This is a genomic window from Pedobacter westerhofensis (genome assembly GCF_900182595.1).
Classification (GTDB): Bacteria; Bacteroidota; Bacteroidia; order Sphingobacteriales; family Sphingobacteriaceae; genus Pedobacter; species Pedobacter westerhofensis.
This window is the reverse complement of the sequence record NZ_FXTN01000005.1, coordinates 26984-45095: the sequence shown is the minus strand read 5'-3', so window position 1 is coordinate 45095 and position 18112 is coordinate 26984. Positions and strand designations below refer to the sequence as shown.

At 43.8% G+C, this 18112-nt stretch carries 15 protein-coding genes; 10 read left to right on the top strand and 5 right to left on the bottom strand.

Annotated features, from left to right (window positions below):
- Positions 1-13: 13 nt before the first annotated feature.
- The 3 genes from FN831_RS10450 to FN831_RS10440 all read left to right on the top strand — a co-directional run bounded on the left by FN831_RS10450 (position 14) and on the right by FN831_RS10440 (position 3563).
- Positions 14-592 carry an OmpH family outer membrane protein gene (locus tag FN831_RS10450; RefSeq protein WP_142528187.1) on the top strand — a complete coding sequence of 193 codons (579 nt, stop codon included), beginning with the start codon at positions 14-16 and terminating at the stop codon, positions 590-592.
- Between the two features lie 60 nt (positions 593-652).
- Complete coding sequence (gene murI / locus FN831_RS10445) at positions 653-1477, top strand: glutamate racemase (protein ID WP_142528186.1); 825 nt, start codon at positions 653-655, stop codon at positions 1475-1477.
- 184 nt (positions 1478-1661) lie between these two features.
- Complete coding sequence (locus FN831_RS10440; RefSeq protein ID WP_142528185.1) at positions 1662-3563, top strand: amidophosphoribosyltransferase; 1902 nt, start codon at positions 1662-1664, stop codon at positions 3561-3563.
- Between the two features lie 69 nt (positions 3564-3632).
- Here FN831_RS10440 and FN831_RS10435 read toward each other — a convergent pair whose 3' ends face one another.
- Positions 3633-4259 (bottom strand): LysE family translocator, encoded by a 627-nt coding sequence (locus FN831_RS10435; RefSeq protein WP_142528184.1) that lies wholly within the window; start codon positions 4257-4259, stop codon positions 3633-3635.
- A 150-nt stretch (positions 4260-4409) separates the two neighbouring features.
- Between FN831_RS10435 and FN831_RS10430 the strand changes: the two genes are divergently transcribed.
- The 5 genes from FN831_RS10430 to FN831_RS10410 are packed head-to-tail and all read left to right on the top strand — an operon-like array spanning position 4410 to position 10361.
- Positions 4410-6017, top strand: coding sequence for an MFS transporter (locus tag FN831_RS10430; protein ID WP_142528183.1), 1608 nt, complete (start codon positions 4410-4412; stop codon positions 6015-6017).
- A 37-nt stretch (positions 6018-6054) separates the two neighbouring features.
- Positions 6055-6474 carry a deoxycytidylate deaminase gene (locus FN831_RS10425; protein WP_142528509.1) on the top strand — a complete coding sequence of 140 codons (420 nt, stop codon included), beginning with the start codon at positions 6055-6057 and terminating at the stop codon, positions 6472-6474.
- An 8-nt stretch (positions 6475-6482) separates the two neighbouring features.
- Positions 6483-8012 (top strand): glutamine-hydrolyzing GMP synthase, encoded by a 1530-nt coding sequence (guaA, locus tag FN831_RS10420; protein ID WP_142528182.1) that lies wholly within the window; start codon positions 6483-6485, stop codon positions 8010-8012.
- Positions 8013-8031: 19 nt separating this feature from the next.
- The gene (locus FN831_RS10415; RefSeq protein ID WP_246101463.1) at positions 8032-9201 is read left to right on the top strand and encodes a type 1 periplasmic-binding domain-containing protein; all 1170 of its coding nucleotides are present in this window, start codon (positions 8032-8034) and stop codon (positions 9199-9201) included.
- Positions 9198-10361, top strand: a complete 1164-nt coding sequence (locus FN831_RS10410; protein ID WP_142528180.1) for an RsmB/NOP family class I SAM-dependent RNA methyltransferase — start codon at positions 9198-9200, stop codon at positions 10359-10361. The genes FN831_RS10415 and FN831_RS10410 overlap by 4 nt, the downstream gene beginning before the upstream one ends.
- Position 10362: 1 nt before the next feature.
- On the opposite strand, the gene FN831_RS10405 is transcribed toward FN831_RS10410, so the two are convergent.
- From FN831_RS10405 to FN831_RS10395, 3 genes are all read right to left on the bottom strand, one after another.
- A complete protein-coding gene (locus tag FN831_RS10405) occupies positions 10363-10929 on the bottom strand; it encodes a MarC family protein (RefSeq protein ID WP_142528179.1) in 567 nt (188 codons plus the stop codon).
- Between the two features lie 97 nt (positions 10930-11026).
- Complete coding sequence (locus FN831_RS10400; RefSeq protein WP_142528178.1) at positions 11027-12535, bottom strand: amino acid permease; 1509 nt, start codon at positions 12533-12535, stop codon at positions 11027-11029.
- A gap of 132 nt (positions 12536-12667) precedes the next feature.
- Positions 12668-14923, bottom strand: coding sequence for a sodium-translocating pyrophosphatase (locus FN831_RS10395; RefSeq protein ID WP_142528177.1), 2256 nt, complete (start codon positions 14921-14923; stop codon positions 12668-12670).
- Between the two features lie 204 nt (positions 14924-15127).
- On the opposite strand from FN831_RS10395, the gene FN831_RS10390 reads away from it, so the two are divergent.
- Together FN831_RS10390 and FN831_RS10385 are read left to right on the top strand one after the other, a co-directional pair.
- Positions 15128-16552 carry an APC family permease gene (locus FN831_RS10390; protein ID WP_142528176.1) on the top strand — a complete coding sequence of 475 codons (1425 nt, stop codon included), beginning with the start codon at positions 15128-15130 and terminating at the stop codon, positions 16550-16552.
- Positions 16553-16582: 30 nt separating this feature from the next.
- Positions 16583-17539, top strand: coding sequence for a TIGR01212 family radical SAM protein (locus tag FN831_RS10385; protein ID WP_142528175.1), 957 nt, complete (start codon positions 16583-16585; stop codon positions 17537-17539).
- Here FN831_RS10385 and FN831_RS10380 read toward each other — a convergent pair.
- A complete protein-coding gene (locus FN831_RS10380) occupies positions 17518-18000 on the bottom strand; it encodes an SRPBCC family protein (RefSeq protein WP_142528174.1) in 483 nt (160 codons plus the stop codon). The genes FN831_RS10385 and FN831_RS10380 overlap by 22 nt on opposite strands.
- Positions 18001-18112: the final 112 nt, after the last annotated feature.

The window sequence follows — 18112 nt, the reverse complement described above, 5'->3', positions numbered from 1 at the left end:
TAGAACAATAGAAATGAGAAAGTTAATTAACGTATTTTTTGTGGCAGCTGGCTTAGTGTTTACTGCTAATGTTGCAAGCGCTCAGCAAAAAATTGCACACATTGATTCTGAAGCGATTTTCGCAGCAATGCCGGAAGCCAAAACAGCATCTACTACATTAGAAGCACTGCAAAAACAAAAACAAACTGAGATTGAAAAAATGCAAACTGAGTACCAGACCAAGTATGAAGCTGCAGTTGCATTAAACAAAACGCTTAGCGAAGCTAATAAAGAAACTGTAGGAAAAGAACTGCAGACTAAAGGTGCTGAACTGGATGATATGAAAAAACGTATCACTGAGTCTACACAAAAAGCACAACAGGATATTGCTACTAAACAAGGTGAGTTACTGGCTCCTTTAAATACTAAATTTATCAATGCGGTAAAAGCAGTAGCAAGAGAAAAAGGCTTTGCTTATATCTTTGATATCTCTGCTCAGCAAGGTGCAAACAACCTGCTTGCATGGGAAGGTGGTGACGATGTTACTGCTGCGGTAAAAACTAAATTGGGTATTTCAGGAACAACAGCTGCAGCTGCTGCACCTAAAAAATAGTCCTAAAAATATATTAAATTGCGGAATCGGGTATAACCCTGGTTCCGCTTTTTTTTTGCTATGAACGATACGAAATCTATAGGTATTTTTGATTCAGGATATGGTGGCCTTACGGTCTTTAAATCCATTGCCGACAAGCTGCCGGAGTATAACTATATTTATATGGGCGACAATGCCCGCTCGCCCTATGGAGATCATTCTTATGAAACTGTTTATCAGTACACGCTGGAATGCGTAGAGTGGCTGTTTGCACAAGGATGTCCGCTGGTGATCCTTGCCTGCAATACCGCATCTGCCAAAGCACTGCGTACCATACAACAGCGTGTGCTTCCGGTAAAGTATCCAAACCACCGGGTACTTGGGGTAATCAGGCCTACAGCTGAGGTTATAGGCGGATACACTGAAACCAATACGATAGGTGTGATGGGAACCCGTGGTACCGTAAATTCTGAATCCTATCCGATTGAGATCAGTCATTTTTTTCCAGAACTGAATGTGGTTCAGCAAAGCTGCCCGCTATGGGTTCCTCTGATTGAGAACAATGAACATATTAATCCCGGTGCTGATTATTTTGTTCAGAAATATGTTGATGAACTGCTGGCAAAATCACCGGCAATTGATACCATCCTGCTTGCCTGTACCCATTATCCGCTGCTCATCCCAAAGTTAAGGGCAATGCTGCCGGAAGGGTTTAAACTGGTGGCCCAGGGCGATATCGTTGCACACAGTTTAGCCGACTACCTGCAACGTCATCCCGAACTGGAAATACAGCTGGGCAGAGCGCGCAGCAAGAAATTTTATACCTCGGGAGATGAAAAGGTTTTTGATCAGAATGCCTCGATTTTTTTTGATGAGAATATCGTTTCTTCGCGGGTCCGCTGGTGATCGTTCCGCCATTTCGTAGTTATAACGTCAAATTATTTTCTGCACTTTTAGCTAAACCGTTTTAAATTGCTTTTATGCTATAATTAAAGCGGTTTTTAATCCAAAGTCAACTGTAAGAAAGATTGTATTTCTTTCTAGGTTCATACTATTATTAACTCTAAATTTGCGGCTCAAACCACAAACAATGAGTGACTCGATAAAACACGAATGCGGAATTGCTTTTATCCGTCTTTTAAAACCGCTCTCATTCTACCAGAAAAAATACGGTACTGCCCTTTATGGCCTGAATAAGCTGTATCTTTTGATGGAGAAACAACACAACAGGGGGCAGGACGGAGCAGGAATTGCAACAATCAAATTAGATGTAAAACCAGGACACCGTTACATTAGCCGCTACAGGTCGATGGCGCAAAATGCCGTTGCAGATATTTTTGGTTATGTACACAGCAAATTTGTAGACATCCAGAATGAAACTCCTGAACTCATGCAGGACGCGGAATGGCTCAAACAAAATGTAAGTTTTATCGGGGAAGTATTAATGGGCCACCTGCGTTACGGTACCCATGGACAAAACTCAATTGAAAACTGCCATCCTTTTCTTCGTCAGAATAACTGGATGACGCGTAATCTTGTTGTAGCAGGTAACTTTAACATGACCAATGTTGATGAACTGCTGGAACAACTGTATGAATTAGGACAGCATCCCAAAGAGCAGGCTGATACAGTTACAGTTTTAGAGAAAATCGGTCACTTCCTTGATGATGAAAATCAGGATCTTTTTGATAGTTACAAAAAGGAAGGACTTTCAAATGTGGAAATCACACACAAGATATCAGACAACCTGAACATTGCAAATATACTCCGCCGCTCTGCCAAAACCTGGGATGGTGGTTATGCCATGTGCGGAATTGTTGGGAACGGAGATGCTTTCTTTATGCGTGATCCTTCGGGAATCCGCCCTGCGTATTATTACCAAGATGATGAGATCGTGGTAGGTGCTTCTGAGCGCCCTGCGATTCAAACTGCATTTAATATTCCTTTTGGTGAAGTAAAAGAAGTGCTTCCCGGCCATGCCTTGATTGTTAAAAAGGATGGTACAGTAAGTATGGAACAGTTCAGAGAGCCTCTGGAGAAAAGATCGTGTTCATTTGAACGTATTTATTTCTCCCGCGGAAGCGATGCTGAAATTTATACAGAAAGAAAAAAGCTTGGTAAATTACTGATCGATCAGATCCTGACCGCAGTAAAATCTGACCTGAAACATACGGTTTTCTCTTTTATACCCAATACGGCTGAAATCTCTTTCTATGGTTTGGTAGATGGCTTACATGAGCACATCAGAAAGATCCAGAAAGATACGCTGATTGAACGTAAGGAAAATCTTAGTGGAGAAGAAATGGAGGAGTTGCTTTCAATGGCGCCAAGAGTAGAAAAGCTGGCTATCAAAGATGTTAAACTGCGTACTTTTATCACTGCCGATGCAGACCGGAAGGAAATGGTTGCCCATGTTTATGATACTACGTACGGCGTGATCAAAAACGATGTGGATACACTTGTTGCAGTGGATGACTCTATTGTAAGGGGAACAACACTGAGACAGAGTATCATCAAGATCATCGACAGGCTGCACCCTAAAAAAATCATTATCGTATCTTCTGCCCCGCAAATACGCTATCCTGACTGTTACGGTATTGACATGTCTAAAATGGGCCAGTTTGTAGCTTTTGAAGCAGCGATCCAGTTGCTGAAAGAACGCGGAATGGCGCATATCATAGACGAGGTGTACGAGAAGTGTAAAGCATCATTGCTTTTGCCTAAAGATCAGATCGTTAATCACGTTAAAGAGATATACAGGCCGTTTAAACAGGAAGAGATCTCGGCACAAATTGCAAAGATCATTACTCCGGCGGAAACGGTTGCAGATGTAGAGGTGATCTATCAGACTTTGGATAACCTGCATGTTGCAATCCCTAACCATAAAGGCGACTGGTATTTCTCTGGTAATTATCCAACTCCGGGAGGTAACAAGGTAGTGAACAAAGCCTTTGTAAACTGGAAAGAAGGAAGCAACCAGAGGGCTTACTAAAGAAAATCAAGCCGGGTTTATCCTGGCTTTATCTAAAAAGGTGCTGTGATTTCACAGCACCTTTTTTATTTACTTGTAATATTTGGTGACTACTTCAAAAAATATGCGCAGGGCAAAGATGATAATCACCGCTCCGGCAACCCGGTTCAGCACCTTGATGTTTTTCTCTTTAATTTTATACCGCAGCTTGGCGGCGTAATAGGTCTTTAATGAATCTACAAACAGCTGCGTGGCCATAGCTACTACAAAGAACACTACTTTCTCTGCCATGGCGTAGTGCAGCTGTGCAGAAACAAAGCCGCCCACACCAACCCAAAACATCAGCGTAGTAGGAGACAGCAGGCACATCAAAAAGCCCTTGAGGATATAACCGCTCCGATTAACTTTCAGTATTTCCGAGATCTCATAGTTTATCTTTACTTTGCTGATCAGGTAATATAAACCCACTCCCAAAAGGAAAAGACCACCAACAATACCAACATACTTGTTATATGCCGGATTATAATTCACGAACTGAGAGCTAAAGATCGTAAAAGTAATAAATATGATGTCACTCAGTATCACTCCTATTGCCAAAGAAAAGCCGGCTTTAAAACCCTTTTCTATACTGGTCTTGATCATGGAAAAGAAAACAGGTCCTGTTAAAAACGAAAACAAAATACCCGCACCAATCCCCTGTAATATTGCTTCAATCATTCAACTCACATATATTTGGTGCTAATATCCGATTTAAATGTATAAGTAGCCCCATTTTTTTTGTCTCATTTATTGTGTACAGTATACGCTTTAACAAACAGTTTATTTTATTTATGTTTATAAACTCAAACTTTGCACCAACAATTTTATATGGATAATCAGACACAAAAAAACTATGGGACAGCGTTGTACACCATCATCACCGTCTTCTTTTTCTGGGGTTTTGTGGCAGCGTCGAACGGTATCTTTATACCCTTCTGCAAGTCGCATTTCAGCCTCACACAATTTGAATCGCAGCTCATTGACTTTACCTTTTACGGTGGTTATTTCATCGGTTCGCTCATCCTTTACTTTGCTTCGCAGGCCAGTAAAGTTGATATCCTCAATAAAATCGGGTACAAGAACGGGATTATTGCCGGACTTGCAATTTCATCATGTGGTGCATTATTGATGGTGCCGGCCGTACATTCCGGATCATTTATGTTTATTCTGGTTGCCTTTTTCGTGATAGCGATTGGTTTCTCGCTGCAGCAGACCGCTGCACAGCCTTTTGTGGTGGCGCTTGGCGCGCCGGAAAGCGGTACGCACCGGTTAAACCTGGCGGGCGGGGTTAATAACTTTGGCGCCCTTATGGGGCCGGTAATTGTAAGTATTGTACTTTTTGGTTCGGCCAGTGATGCCGTGGCCAAAGTAGTAGATATCTCATCTATCACCACATTATACTATGCACTTGCAGGATTGTTCCTTCTGGTTGCAGGCTTTTATGCCATCAGTGACCTGCCAAAGGTAACCAGTGATGAACAGCTGGAAGCCAGTCCCAAATCAAACGGGCCGCTGGTAGTGATCATTCTGGGTTTCCTGATGGTATTGGCAGCCCAGCCTTTATCACGCCTTACCGGCGTTGCGGAAGCCAACTTTGTCTATTCATCGCTGGTGATCATTATCGGTTCATTACTTTTTGTTTATCTCAAAAAGAAGGAGAATGGAAACCAGTGGGGAGCGATGCAATATCCGCAGCTTATTCTGGGGATGATTGCCCTTTTTACCTATGTAGGAGTAGAGGTAACCATCCAGAGTAACTTAGGGGCGCTGCTCAACCTGAAAGAATTTGGTGGTTTTCATGAATCTGATATCAAACCTTATATCGCTTTATACTGGGGAAGTATGATGGTAGGGCGCTGGACGGGTGCCGTTAGTGCTTTCAGCCTGGGCAAAACTGCTAAAACTATACTAACAGTAGTTGTTCCGTTTGTAGCCTTTGGTGTTATCCTGCTGGTTAACCACTTTACAGGTACTGATGTAAGCAATCTGTATGTATATGGGATTTGCGTAACGATACTGGTTATCGGATTTTTTATCGGTCAGGAAAAGCCGGCTAAAACAATGGCCATTTTTTCTACACTTGGTGTGATCGCAATGATCGTAGGTTTACTGAATACGGGTGAAGTGGCTACCCTTGCTTTTATCAGCGGTGGATTATGCTGTTCAATCATGTGGCCGTCTATCTTTGCTTTGTCTATCACAGGCCTTGGAAAATACACCAGTCAGGGATCTTCATTCCTGATCATGATGATCCTGGGAGGTGCCATCCTGCCGCCGGTTCAGGGCAAGCTGGCCGATACTCAGGGTATCCACCACTCTTATATCATCCCTGCCATTGGATTTGCATACCTGATCTTCTTTGCCTGGAAAGTGAGCGCTGTATTAAAGAAACAGGGCATTAATGTAGAAAGTATTGCAGCAGAGGGAGGTCACTAAATTGGTAAAAGTTAAACCCGGATTTGACGATATTTATATGAACCTGGCCGTAGATCTTGCTGCCAGGTCTCATTGTGTAAGGGCGCAGGTAGGGGCGGTGCTCACCAAGGATACCCGCATTATTTCTATCGGGTATAATGGCCCGCCTGCAGGAACACATAATTGTGATGAAGAATGGCCGGATACCGGTTGTGCAAGAGATTCTAAAGGGAGTTGCTCCCTGGCGCTGCATGCAGAAGAAAACGCAATTTTGTATGCGGCCCGCAAGGGGTCGAGGCTCGAAGGCGGAACATTATACACTACGCTCTCGCCCTGCATCGCCTGTGCCAGGCTGATCCTGTCTTCAGGCATCAAAGTGGTGTTTTATAAAGACTCTTATGCGGAGTACAAAGGCCTGCCGAGCGATGAAGGTGTAGATTTCCTAAAAAGATTCGGTGTTGAGGTGAATAAATACTAACTTTGGCCATGCTAGAAAAAATCATAATTATAGATTATGGCTCTCAATTTACGCAGTTGATAGCCCGCAGGGTCCGTGAGTTAAATGTTTATTGTGAAATACACCCCTTTAATAATATTCCGGAAATTACAGCAGATGTTAAAGGTGTAATTTTTTCTGGTAGTCCTTATTCTGTTCTTCAGGAAGATGCTCCTCAGATAGACTTAGCCCGTTTTCATCAGAAACAACCTGTATTAGCCGTATGTTATGGCGCACAGTATCTGGCACAGCACTCAGGCGGCCGCGTTCAGGCATCTTCAACACGTGAATATGGAAGAGCAAATCTTAATTACATTCAGGCAGACAATAAATTACTAAAAAATATAAATATCGGTTCTCAGGTTTGGATGTCACACGGTGATACCATCAAAGAAATTCCTGAAGAATTTGAAGTGATTGCCAGTACAGACAGTGTAAGGGTTGCAGCTTTCCATGTGAAAGACACTGATACCTATGCCATCCAGTTCCATCCCGAGGTTACACATAGCATTGACGGAAAACAACTTCTGGAGAACTTCCTGGCAGACATCTGCGGATGCAGCCAGAACTGGACAGCCGATGCATTTGTGGAGACTACCATCGCAGAACTGAAAGAGAAACTGGGTAATGACAAAGTAGTACTTGGCCTTTCTGGCGGTGTGGATTCAAGTGTGGCCGCAATTCTGCTGCATAAAGCGATAGGTGCAAACCTGCACTGTATCTTTGTTGATAACGGCTTACTGCGCAAAGATGAGTACGAGGCTGTGCTGGAACAATACAAACACCTTGGGCTAAACATCAAAGGTGTGGATGCCAAAGACCGTTTCTTAAGTCAGCTGGCAGGAGTTAAAGATCCTGAACTGAAACGCAAGGCAATCGGACGTGTATTCATTGAAGTATTTGATGATGCCGCCCATGAAGTACAGGATGTGAAATGGCTTGCACAGGGCACGATCTATCCTGACGTGATAGAATCCATTTCTGTTAAAGGCCCTTCGGCAACGATCAAATCACACCATAACGTAGGCGGTTTGCCCGACTTTATGAAGCTGAAGGTAGTGGAGCCGCTGAATACTTTGTTTAAGGATGAAGTACGAAGAGTAGGAAAGTCACTGGGTCTGGAAGACTTTATCCTTGGCCGTCATCCTTTCCCGGGTCCGGGATTGGCGATACGTATTCTGGGAGATGTTACAGCAGAGAAAGTAGCTATCCTTCAGGATGCTGACAAAATATACATAGATAACCTTAAAGAAGCAGGGTTATACGATCAGGTTTGGCAGGCAGGAGCAATATTCCTACCGGTTCAGTCGGTCGGCGTAATGGGAGATGAACGTACCTATGAGAACGTCATCTGCCTTCGTGCAGTGGAATCTGTTGATGGTATGACTGCCGATTGGTGTCATTTGCCATACCCGGTGCTTGCGAAAATTTCTAATGAAATCATCAATAAAGTAAAAGGTATTAACAGAGTTGTATATGACATTAGTTCAAAACCACCAGCAACAATTGAGTGGGAATAAATTTTGGTGTATAATCTTTATGAGTTGTTTCCTTCTGGCCTGTTCGCCAAAGGTAACAACTCATAAAACACCACAGAAAGAGGCGGCAGAAAAGCCGGCAGCAGTAGTCAAAACTGATAAAAAGTTTACTGAGGCCAGGATCGCTCTGCTCATTCCCTTTAACCTGAATACTGCCACTATCCAATCGGGCAGCAAGGCCGATATGGAAAAATCCGTGATGGCTATTGATTTTTATCAGGGATTTAAAATGGGTATAGATTCTGCCGCAGCGGGCGGTTTAAACTTTCGCCTCAGCGTTTTGGATACGCGGGATAATAATGAGCAGATTCTTTCGCTGATTAAATCAGGACAGCTTTCCGGGTCCGACCTCATTGTGGGGCCTGTATTTCCTGAGGGCATCAAACAGATTACAAATTATTCGGTGGCCAATGCGATTCCTGTAGTCTCCCCGCTTGCAGCAACGCATCCCGACGAGTTTCTTAATCCCAACCTTATTTCTGTAGTCAATAATATCGACCTGCATGCAGAGAAAATGTGCGGCTTTATTACTAAATCCTTTGATCCGGCAAAAACAATCGTAGCGCTGATCAGCACCCGCAAATCTGCTGATGAATCACTGGCGATTCCTGTTCGCGCCTATTTCAAGAAGGATAAGGGAAGCAGGTTTACCTTTCAGGAATATAGTTCTGTATACGCGATGGAAACAGCAAAGGTGCCGGGCAAACGTTATGTAGTCCTGGTTTCTTCATCAGACAGGCAGTTTGTGGTTGCCACAATAGACAAGCTCGCGAAAATGAAGACCGCTGGCATGCAGATTGATCTTTTTGGTCATCCGAACTGGTTGAAACAAAATTACAATACTGATAAACTTCAGCAGCTAGGTACAAAGATCACTACCTCTTACTGGGTAGATTACAAAAGTGCTGCTGTAAACAGCTTTGTGAAAAAATTCCGTAAGCTCAACAGCTTTGAACCGGGAGAGTATGCCTTTAAAGGATTTGATACCGGATACTATGTTGGTAAACTGATGGTCAGCTATGGCGCAAACTACCTCAGTTATCTCACCGCCTTTAAATACAAAGGATTGCAGAACTCTTATCTTTTTAAGAGGGATGAACAATTAGGGTACATCAATACCAGCCTGTTTTTGCTGGAGTACAAAAACTTTGCGCTAAACCCCGTAGAATGAAATTAGAATATCAGGTTCGCGCCTTTGAACAGGCTTTTGAGCAATACGATGGGGTGCTTCCCCTGCACAGGTTTTTATTTACCTATTTTAAGCAGCACAAACAGATGGGTTCTTCAGACAGGCGCTGGACTACCCGATATCTGTACAGCTATTTCAGGCTGGGGAAGGCGCTCAAAAAAGAAGAATCTTTATTGAGACTGGCGGTTGCCGATTTTCTGTGTAATCAAACGGAGAGTATGGTCATCAGCCATTACCTGCCGCAATTGAGCGATCAGCTGCTGTTACCTGTGCAGGCCAAGATCGCATTGGTAAAAGATGCTTACCCCGACTTTAACCTTGAAGACGTTTTTCCTTTTACGGCAGCACTTTCTGAAGGAATTGTTAAAGGTGATTTTCTGCAGTCTTTCTTTATCCAGCCTGATCTGTTCCTGAGGGTAAAAGAAGATCAGCAGCAATCTTTTCTGGATTTACTGGCAAAGGAAGAAGTTGAGGTAAAAGTGATCAGCAATAAAACACTGGCGCTGCCCAATGGCTCTAAACTGGAAAAACTGCTGCCGGATAACAAGTATTATCAGGTGCAGGACCTGTCTTCGCAAAGGACAGGGGAATACTTCCTTCCAAAACCTTACGAGTACTGGTGGGACTGCTGCGCTGCATCAGGAGGGAAGTCTCTGCTGCTGCACGATATTGAGCCAAAGGTACAGCTGCTGGTAAGTGACGTAAGGGAAAACAGCCTGCATAACCTTGATGAGCGCTTTCAGGCTGCCGGCATCAGAAAATATCAGAAAAAAGTGCTGGACCTGCTGCAGAACAATGAACAGGACCTTCATGATTATGCTTTTGACGGGATCATCCTTGATGCTCCCTGCTCGGGATCAGGAACATGGGGGCGCACGCCCGAAATGCTCTATCATTTTGAGGAACATAAAATTGACTTCTTCTCCGGCCTGCAAAAGAATATCGGAACACGCGTGGTGAAATATCTTAAACCCGGAAAGGCGCTGATTTATATTACCTGTTCAGTGTTTAAGAAAGAAAATGAAGAGGTAATTGAACACCTGCTGGCCACACAGGCACTAAAGCTTGAAAGTATGCAGAGCATCAGGGGTTACAATGATAAGGCAGATACGATGTTTATTGCCAGGCTGATTAAGGAATAATTTACAATCCGGTATTGTTCCTGAATAGTTTAATCGCTATAGCAAGCAGGATCACGCCGAAAGCTTTTCTTAAAACATTTAGTCCTGATTTACCGAAGAGTTTTTCCAGGCGCTCCGTGTTTTTTAACACGATGTATACGAATATCATATTCATCACGATCCCTACCAGGATGTTTTGGGTGGCATATTCTGTTTTTAGTGAAAGCAGGGTAGTCATCGTACCTGCACCTGCAATCAGCGGGAAAGCAAGCGGAACAATAGAAACTGTTTCCGGCGCTTCTTCATTGAAAATCGTTAAGCCCAGTACCATCTCCATTGCAATACAAAAGATCACCAGGGAACCTGCAATGGCAAACGACTCTACGTCAAGTCCGATCACCTTTAGTAAGGTTTCTCCGGCGAAGAGAAAGGTGATCATCAGTATTGTAGCTACCAGCGTTGCCTTCTCGGATTCAATATGGCCTGCCTTTCTGCGCAGCTGGATCACTACCGGAATGGCTCCTAAAATATCAATGATTGCAAAAAGCACCATTGAGGTGGATAAGATTTGGCTGAAATTGAATTCCATGAGCGTTGGTTTTAATGTAAATGTATAAGGAATTAACTAAAAAAGCCACTCAACGAGTGGCCTTTTTTTTATTGCAGAAGATAATCAGTTGGCTGGATTAGTTTCCCTGATACTCTTTTCTGATTTTACTGTTTTTCTTACTGTATGCGTAATAGATAATGATACCCAATGCCATCCAGACCGCTAAACGTCCCCAGCTCGCAAGAGGTAAGGAAGCCATCATCATTACACAAACAAGAATTCCTAAAATTGGTACTACAGGTACCCATGGTGTGCGGAAAGGCCTGTCCAGCTGAGGATCTGTTTTTCTGAGGATCAATACGCCGATACAAACCAGTGAGAACGCAAATAATGTACCGATACTCACCATATGTCCCAGGTCTGAAACCGGTACAAATCCGGCGAAGATACTTACGAAAACCATAAACATTAAATTGGTTTTGTAAGGAGTCTGGTTTTTAGGGTGAAGGTCTGAGAAAATTTTAGGCAACAATCCGTCTTTACTCATGCTGTAAAACACACGGCTCTGGCCAAGCAGCATCACCAGTATTACTGATGTGTAACCTGCAAGAATGGCAACGATCAGGAACTTATTTAAGAAGGTATATCCTGTTTGTGCAAATGCCGTAGCAACAGGTTTGGCATCACCGGCAAATTTGGTGTAGTTTTCTAAACCTGTCATTACATAAGAGAACAGCACATATAATAAAGTACATACTACAAGTGAACCAATGATTCCGATAGGCATTCCTTTTTGTGGGTTTTTAGCTTCCTGCGCTGCAGTACTTACGGCATCAAAACCAATGAAAGCGAAAAATACAACTGCGGCACCACGAAGGATACCACTGATACCAAAATGACCGAAATCATCGCTGGCAAAGAACTCAAAGAAACCTTTGGTACCTGATTTTACAGCCTCTTCACCTAAGTTTACAGGAATGAAAGGATGATGATTTGCAGGGTTGATAAATGCCCATCCCAATGCGATAAATACAAGTACAACGGCAACTTTAACAATTACAAGTACGTTATTTACTGCTGAAGATTCTCCGGTACCTTTCATCAATAAAAGGGACAGTAAACAAACAATGACTATTGCAGGTAAATTGATGATACCACCTGCATTGACCATCTGGCCTGCAACATCTATCTTGTCCCATGGGCCATGCAAAAGCGTGGTAGGGAAATGTACACCAAATCCTTCAATGAATTGCGAAAAGTATTGTGACCAGCTGGCTGCAACAGTTGCTGCACCCAAAGCATATTCCAAAACTAAATCCCATCCAATGATCCAGGCCATGAACTCGCCCATGGTGGCATAAGAATACGTATAAGCACTACCTGCTACAGGAATCATAGAGGCAAATTCCGCGTAACAAAGTCCGGCAAAACCACAACCCACCGCTGCGACAATAAATGAGAGAATTACGGCAGGACCAGCGTTATCTGCTGCTGCTATGCCTGTAAGGGAGAATAATCCAGCACCGATAATAGCACCAACGCCCAGGGCAACTAAATTGAAACTGGATAAGGAACGGACCAGCGTGCCCTCACCACTCTCATTCGCCTCAGCCAGTAATTGTGGAATAGATTTTTTAAAAAGCATAAGTTAGTTTAAAGTGTTAAGTTTTTTTATTTGTGATATAATTGAATTCAATTCCAAACCTAATTAAAAAAAAATTAAAAATAAAAGGGATTTTCTTTGGAAATCCCTTTTATTCAGAACAATGATAAGCATTTATTGGTTATTTACCAGAGTGTCACTGGTATTTTTAACAGTGTCTAACAGTATTTTACCATTTGCACCGGCAGACTTAATGATTTTTATCTCTTTTTTAATTTCCGTTGTCAAATTATTGCTAATTCCAACAGCAATGTGGGGTGCAATGACTAGTGAAACGATAGACATTAGCTTTATCAGTATATTCATTGATGGTCCGGAGGTATCTTTAAAGGGGTCACCTACGGTATCACCAGTAACCGAAGCCTTGTGCGGATCTGAACCTTTATATTCCATTACTCCATTAATGAGTACTCCTTTTTCAAAGGATTTCTTGGCATTGTCCCAGGCACCGCCGGCGTTAGACTGAAATATGCCCATCAGCACACCGGAAACTGTTACGCCTGCCAGTAAGCCTCCCAGTACTTCTGCACCAAAGGTAAAGCCTACAATCAGTGGAACGGTCAGCGCAATAGCCCCCGGAAGCATCATCTCCCGGATGGAGGCCTCCGTGGATATGGCTACGCATTTCTCGTATTCAGGTTTTGCCTTGTATTCCATGATGCCCGGAATTTCTTTAAACTGACGCCTTACTTCCTGTACCATGGCCATGGCAGCGCGGCCAACAGCGGAGATACACAGGGAAGAAAAGATGAAGGGGATCATACCGCCCACAAATAGGCCGGCAAGCACATTAGCCTTATAAATGTCTATGGAAGTAATACCAGAGATGCCTGCAAAAGCCGCGAACAGCGCCAGTGAGGTGAGTGCGGCTGATGCAATTGCAAAGCCTTTACCTGTAGCAGCAGTGGTATTGCCTACGGCATCGAGTATGTCTGTACGCTCTCTTACTTCTTTTGGCAACCCGCTCATTTCGGCAATACCGCCGGCATTATCTGCAATAGGGCCAAAAGCATCAATCGCCAGCTGCATCGCTGTTGTGGCCATCATTCCTGCCGCGGCAATAGCCACACCATAGAAACCTGCAAAATAATACGAACCATAAATTCCTGCTGCCAGCACAAGAATAGGAAGAACCGTAGATTCCATCCCCACAGATAATCCACCGATAATATTGGTGGCATGCCCGGTTGAAGATTGACGAATGATAGATTGTACCGGGCGGTTGCCCATTGCGGTATAATATTCTGTAATGAGGCTCATCAGTGTGCCAACGGCCAGCCCTACCAGGATAGAGTGGTAAACAGACATGGCGTTAAACTGAAAGCCCCTGATAGACATTGCCGGTGGCAAGAGCCATTTCACCGCAAAATAGGATGCAATGGCCGTCAGCAAAATAGAGAGCCAGTTGCCAAGGTTGAGGGCACGCTGCACACTGTCAGTATCTTTACCGATCTTCACAAACAGGGAGGCGATAATCGAAAAGATTAATCCCAGTCCGGCAATGAGCATTGGCAGCAGCACAGGGGCCATGCCTCCAAACTGGTCGGCCGAAACGATCTCCTGCCCCAATACCATCGTTGCAAGAATAGTGGCCACGTATGACCCAAATAAATCCGCACCCATCCCCGCCACGTCACCTACATTATCGCCTACGTTATCAGCAATTGTGGCGGGATTCCTTACGTCGTCTTCAGGAATGCCTGCTTCAACTTTACCCACCAGATCTGCCCCTACATCCGCGGCCTTGGTATAGATACCTCCGCCAACACGCGCAAACAGGGCAATGCTCTCAGCGCCCAGTGAAAAACCCGCCAGTACTTCAATCGTTTTTTTTAACTCTGCGGAAGATGCTGCTGTTCCGGGATGAACGAAAGTATGGTAGAGGACAATAAAGAGTCCGCCCAGTCCAAGGATGGCCAGTCCGGCAACGCCGAAGCCCATTACCGTGCCTCCCCTGAAAGAAACCTTAAGCGCCCGGGCCAGGCTTGTTCTGGCGGCCTGTGTCGTTCGTACGTTGGCTTTGGTTGCGATTCGCATACCTATATATCCTGCGAAAGCAGAAAAGACGGCGCCGATTAAAAAGGCAATGGCGATCACCGGACTGGAATGGATGGGGGCGGCAGCGCTTCCCTGCAGGGTTCCGGACCAGGCAAGTAATATACCGGCGATAATCACGAAATAACTCAATACTTTCCACTCTGCTTTGAGAAAGGCCATGGCACCATCGGCGATGTAGCCTGCCAGCTCAGACATGTTTTTGTCGCCCGCGTCCTGTCTCGTTACCCAGGCGCTCTGGAAGATCATCACCAGAATTCCGATACCCCCAAATATGGGGATAATGTTAATTAAGTTTTGCTGTAAAAAATTCATATGTTGTTTATATTTGGTTGCACAGAACAGGCATACGGATGCCTTTATACAAAATAAGGAGAATTCTGTGATTCTCAAAATTAATCATAGTTATATCGGATCACCAGATTTGGGTATAAATGAATAATTGCGAAATGTTTATGGTTTGTTATCTTAGCGTTTAAAAAACAGAGATTAATTAATTCATTAAAATAAAATGACTGTATGAACAACGAAAATCAGGATGCGTCCTTCAAAAGAGAACTTGGACTTTTAGACGGGACAATGCTTGTTGTCGGGTCAATGATTGGCTCTGGAATATTTATTGTCAGCGCTGATATCACCCGTCACGTAGGATCTGCCGGATGGCTTATTCTGATCTGGGTATTATCTGGTCTGATCACCATGATTGCTGCGGTAAGCTATGGTGAGCTGAGTGCCATGTTCCCAAATGCAGGCGGACAATATGTTTATCTGAAAGAAGCATACAATAAGCTGATTGCATTTTTGTACGGATGGAGTTTTTTCGCAGTCATACAAACCGGTACCATTGCTGCTGTTGGGGTGGGTTTTTCTAAATTTGCAGCTTACCTCTATGAGCCATTGAGTGACAGTAATATCTTATATACCCTTGGTTCTTTTAAACTGAATGCTGCCCAGCTGGTATCTATTGTAACTATTATACTTTTAACTTATATCAACGGCCGCGGCGTAAAGGAAGGAAAGATCCTGCAGACCACGATGACGATCATCAAGATCCTTTCATTAGCCGGACTAATCATTGGTGGTTTTATGTTTGGCGCAAAAGCGGATATCTGGAATGCCAACTGGTCAGACGCCTGGAGTACCCGCGCTTTTGATACCGGAACTGCCTCATGGGTTTCGATTGGCGGCGGGGCCTTGCTGGCCGGAATTGCTGCTTCAATGGTGGGCGGACTGTTCTCCAGTGATGCCTGGGTAGGTGTTACCTTTATTGCCGGGGAGATTAAGGATCCAAAACGCAATGTAGGCCTTAGTTTGTTCTTCGGAACGCTGATCGTTACCGTGATCTATATTCTGGCTAACCTGATGTATATTTCGGTAATGCCATTAAATGATATCGCCTTTGCCAAATCTGACAGGGTTGCTGTTGCTGCCGCCCAGCATACTTTTGGTAATACAGGTACGCTGGTGATGGCTGTGATTATCATGATCAGTACTTTTGCCTGTAATAACGGGCTGATTATGGCTGGTGCAAGGGTTTATTATACCATGGCAAAGGACGGTCTGTTTATTAAGAAAGCCGCAATCCTGAATAAAGCCGGAGTACCGGGCTGGGCATTATGGATCCAGTGTATATGGACATCACTGTTATGCCTTACCGGTAAGTATGGCGACCTGCTTGATTTTGTGATGATCATTGTGATCATATTTTATATCCTCACCATCTACGGCATCTTTATCCTGCGCCGGAAACAGCCCGATGCTGAGCGTCCTTATAAAGCCTTTGGCTATCCTGTTTTACCTTTCGTTTATATTATCCTTGCAGGAGCACTATGCGTAGGTTTGCTGATCACCAGGTTTAGTACCTGTGGATGGGGCGTGCTGATTATGCTGCTAGGTATACCTATATATTATTTGTCTAAGCCCGCAGAAGAAAGTATAAATTAAAAGGTGTATTTTTGCGGAAAATAAAAGCAATTGGGAACTCCACTAGATTCAGGCATAAAAGGATATAATAATTATGGTACTCACCTTAAATCGAAGTACAAAGGGCAGAGAGTATTCAAAGTAATTGTTGACGGCGGGTTTACCTGCCCGAACCGCGATGGGAGCAAGGGCTATGGAGGCTGTACCTATTGTAACGTTGATTCATTTACGCCGGAGCTTTCAAGAAAACTCCCTACGATCCGCGAACAGCTGGAGCAGGGGATGGAGCGCGGTAAAGGATTCTATAAGGCCGATAAATTCATTGTGTATTTTCAGCCAAACACCAATACCTATGCTCCGGTACATTACCTGAAAATGATGTATGATGAGGCATTGTCTATCAATACGGAAGATGTGGTTGGTTTTTCTGTGGGTACCAGGCCGGATTGCATTGATGCGGAAAAAGTAGCACTGCTTGAAAGTTACGCCGATCGTTTTGATGTGGATCTGGAAATGGGAATGGAATCTATCTATGACGAAACCCTGGAGCAGATCAACAGGGGCTGCAGCCATGCAGAATTTGTAGCTGCAGTAGAGTTACTTGAAAATACAAAACTTGATCTGTGCGTGCATACGATTTTTGGTTTCCCCTGGGAAACCGAAGATATGATGCTGGGATATATCCATGAGATCAACAGATTTCCGCAGATCAAATTCGTGAAATTTCACCATTTGCATATTGTAGAGGGATCTATCATGGGCGTGAAATATAAAAAGGAACCATTTAAATTGTTCAGCCTTGAAGAATATACTGATCTGCTGTGCAAACTGATCCCTTTGCTTAGGCCAGATATCGTTATCCAGCGTTTGTTTGGTATATCAGACTGGGACCTGCTGATCGCACCTAACTGGGGGCTGAACAAATCTTCTATCCAAACTTATATTGACAGGGAAATTGAAAAAAGAGGTGTTGTGCAGGGCTCTGCCTATGTTCCGGTATTGGTATAATCTCCAAACAGGTCGATCACCTTTTGTTTTCTGAAATTAAATATCTGCTGCAATTTTGCTGCAACAAATATGCTGTTGGCTATATTTCCGAACACACCCATCGGTAACCCATAAGTGAGGATATCATTCATTTCAACCCCTCCGGGGATCTCCTTAAAATGGTGCTGGTGATGCCAGAATTTGTAAGGGCCAAACCGCTGTTCGTCAATAAAATACTGATGTTCTTCTACCTGGGTAATCTCTGTCATCCAGTTTAACTTAATACCCGCCACAGGCGATACTTTATAAGTAATGATCATACCCGGATACATCTTTTGATCTGGCTGCAACCTGGAGGTTACCGTAAAAGCCATCTCCTCAGGGGTAATTTTTGCCAGGTTCATAGGAGAAGAAAAGAAATCCCATGCCTGGGCAAGGCTGATAGGAAGACGCTGGGTAAAGTTAAGATGGTAGGCTTTCATGTGCGAAGAGTATGCGTTGAGCAGATATGAAACGTGTTTTTTCGGGATTTTGTTTGCCGGACAATTCATTTAGAGCATAAGGTTGTTGATGCTGGCTGACTTTCAGATTAAA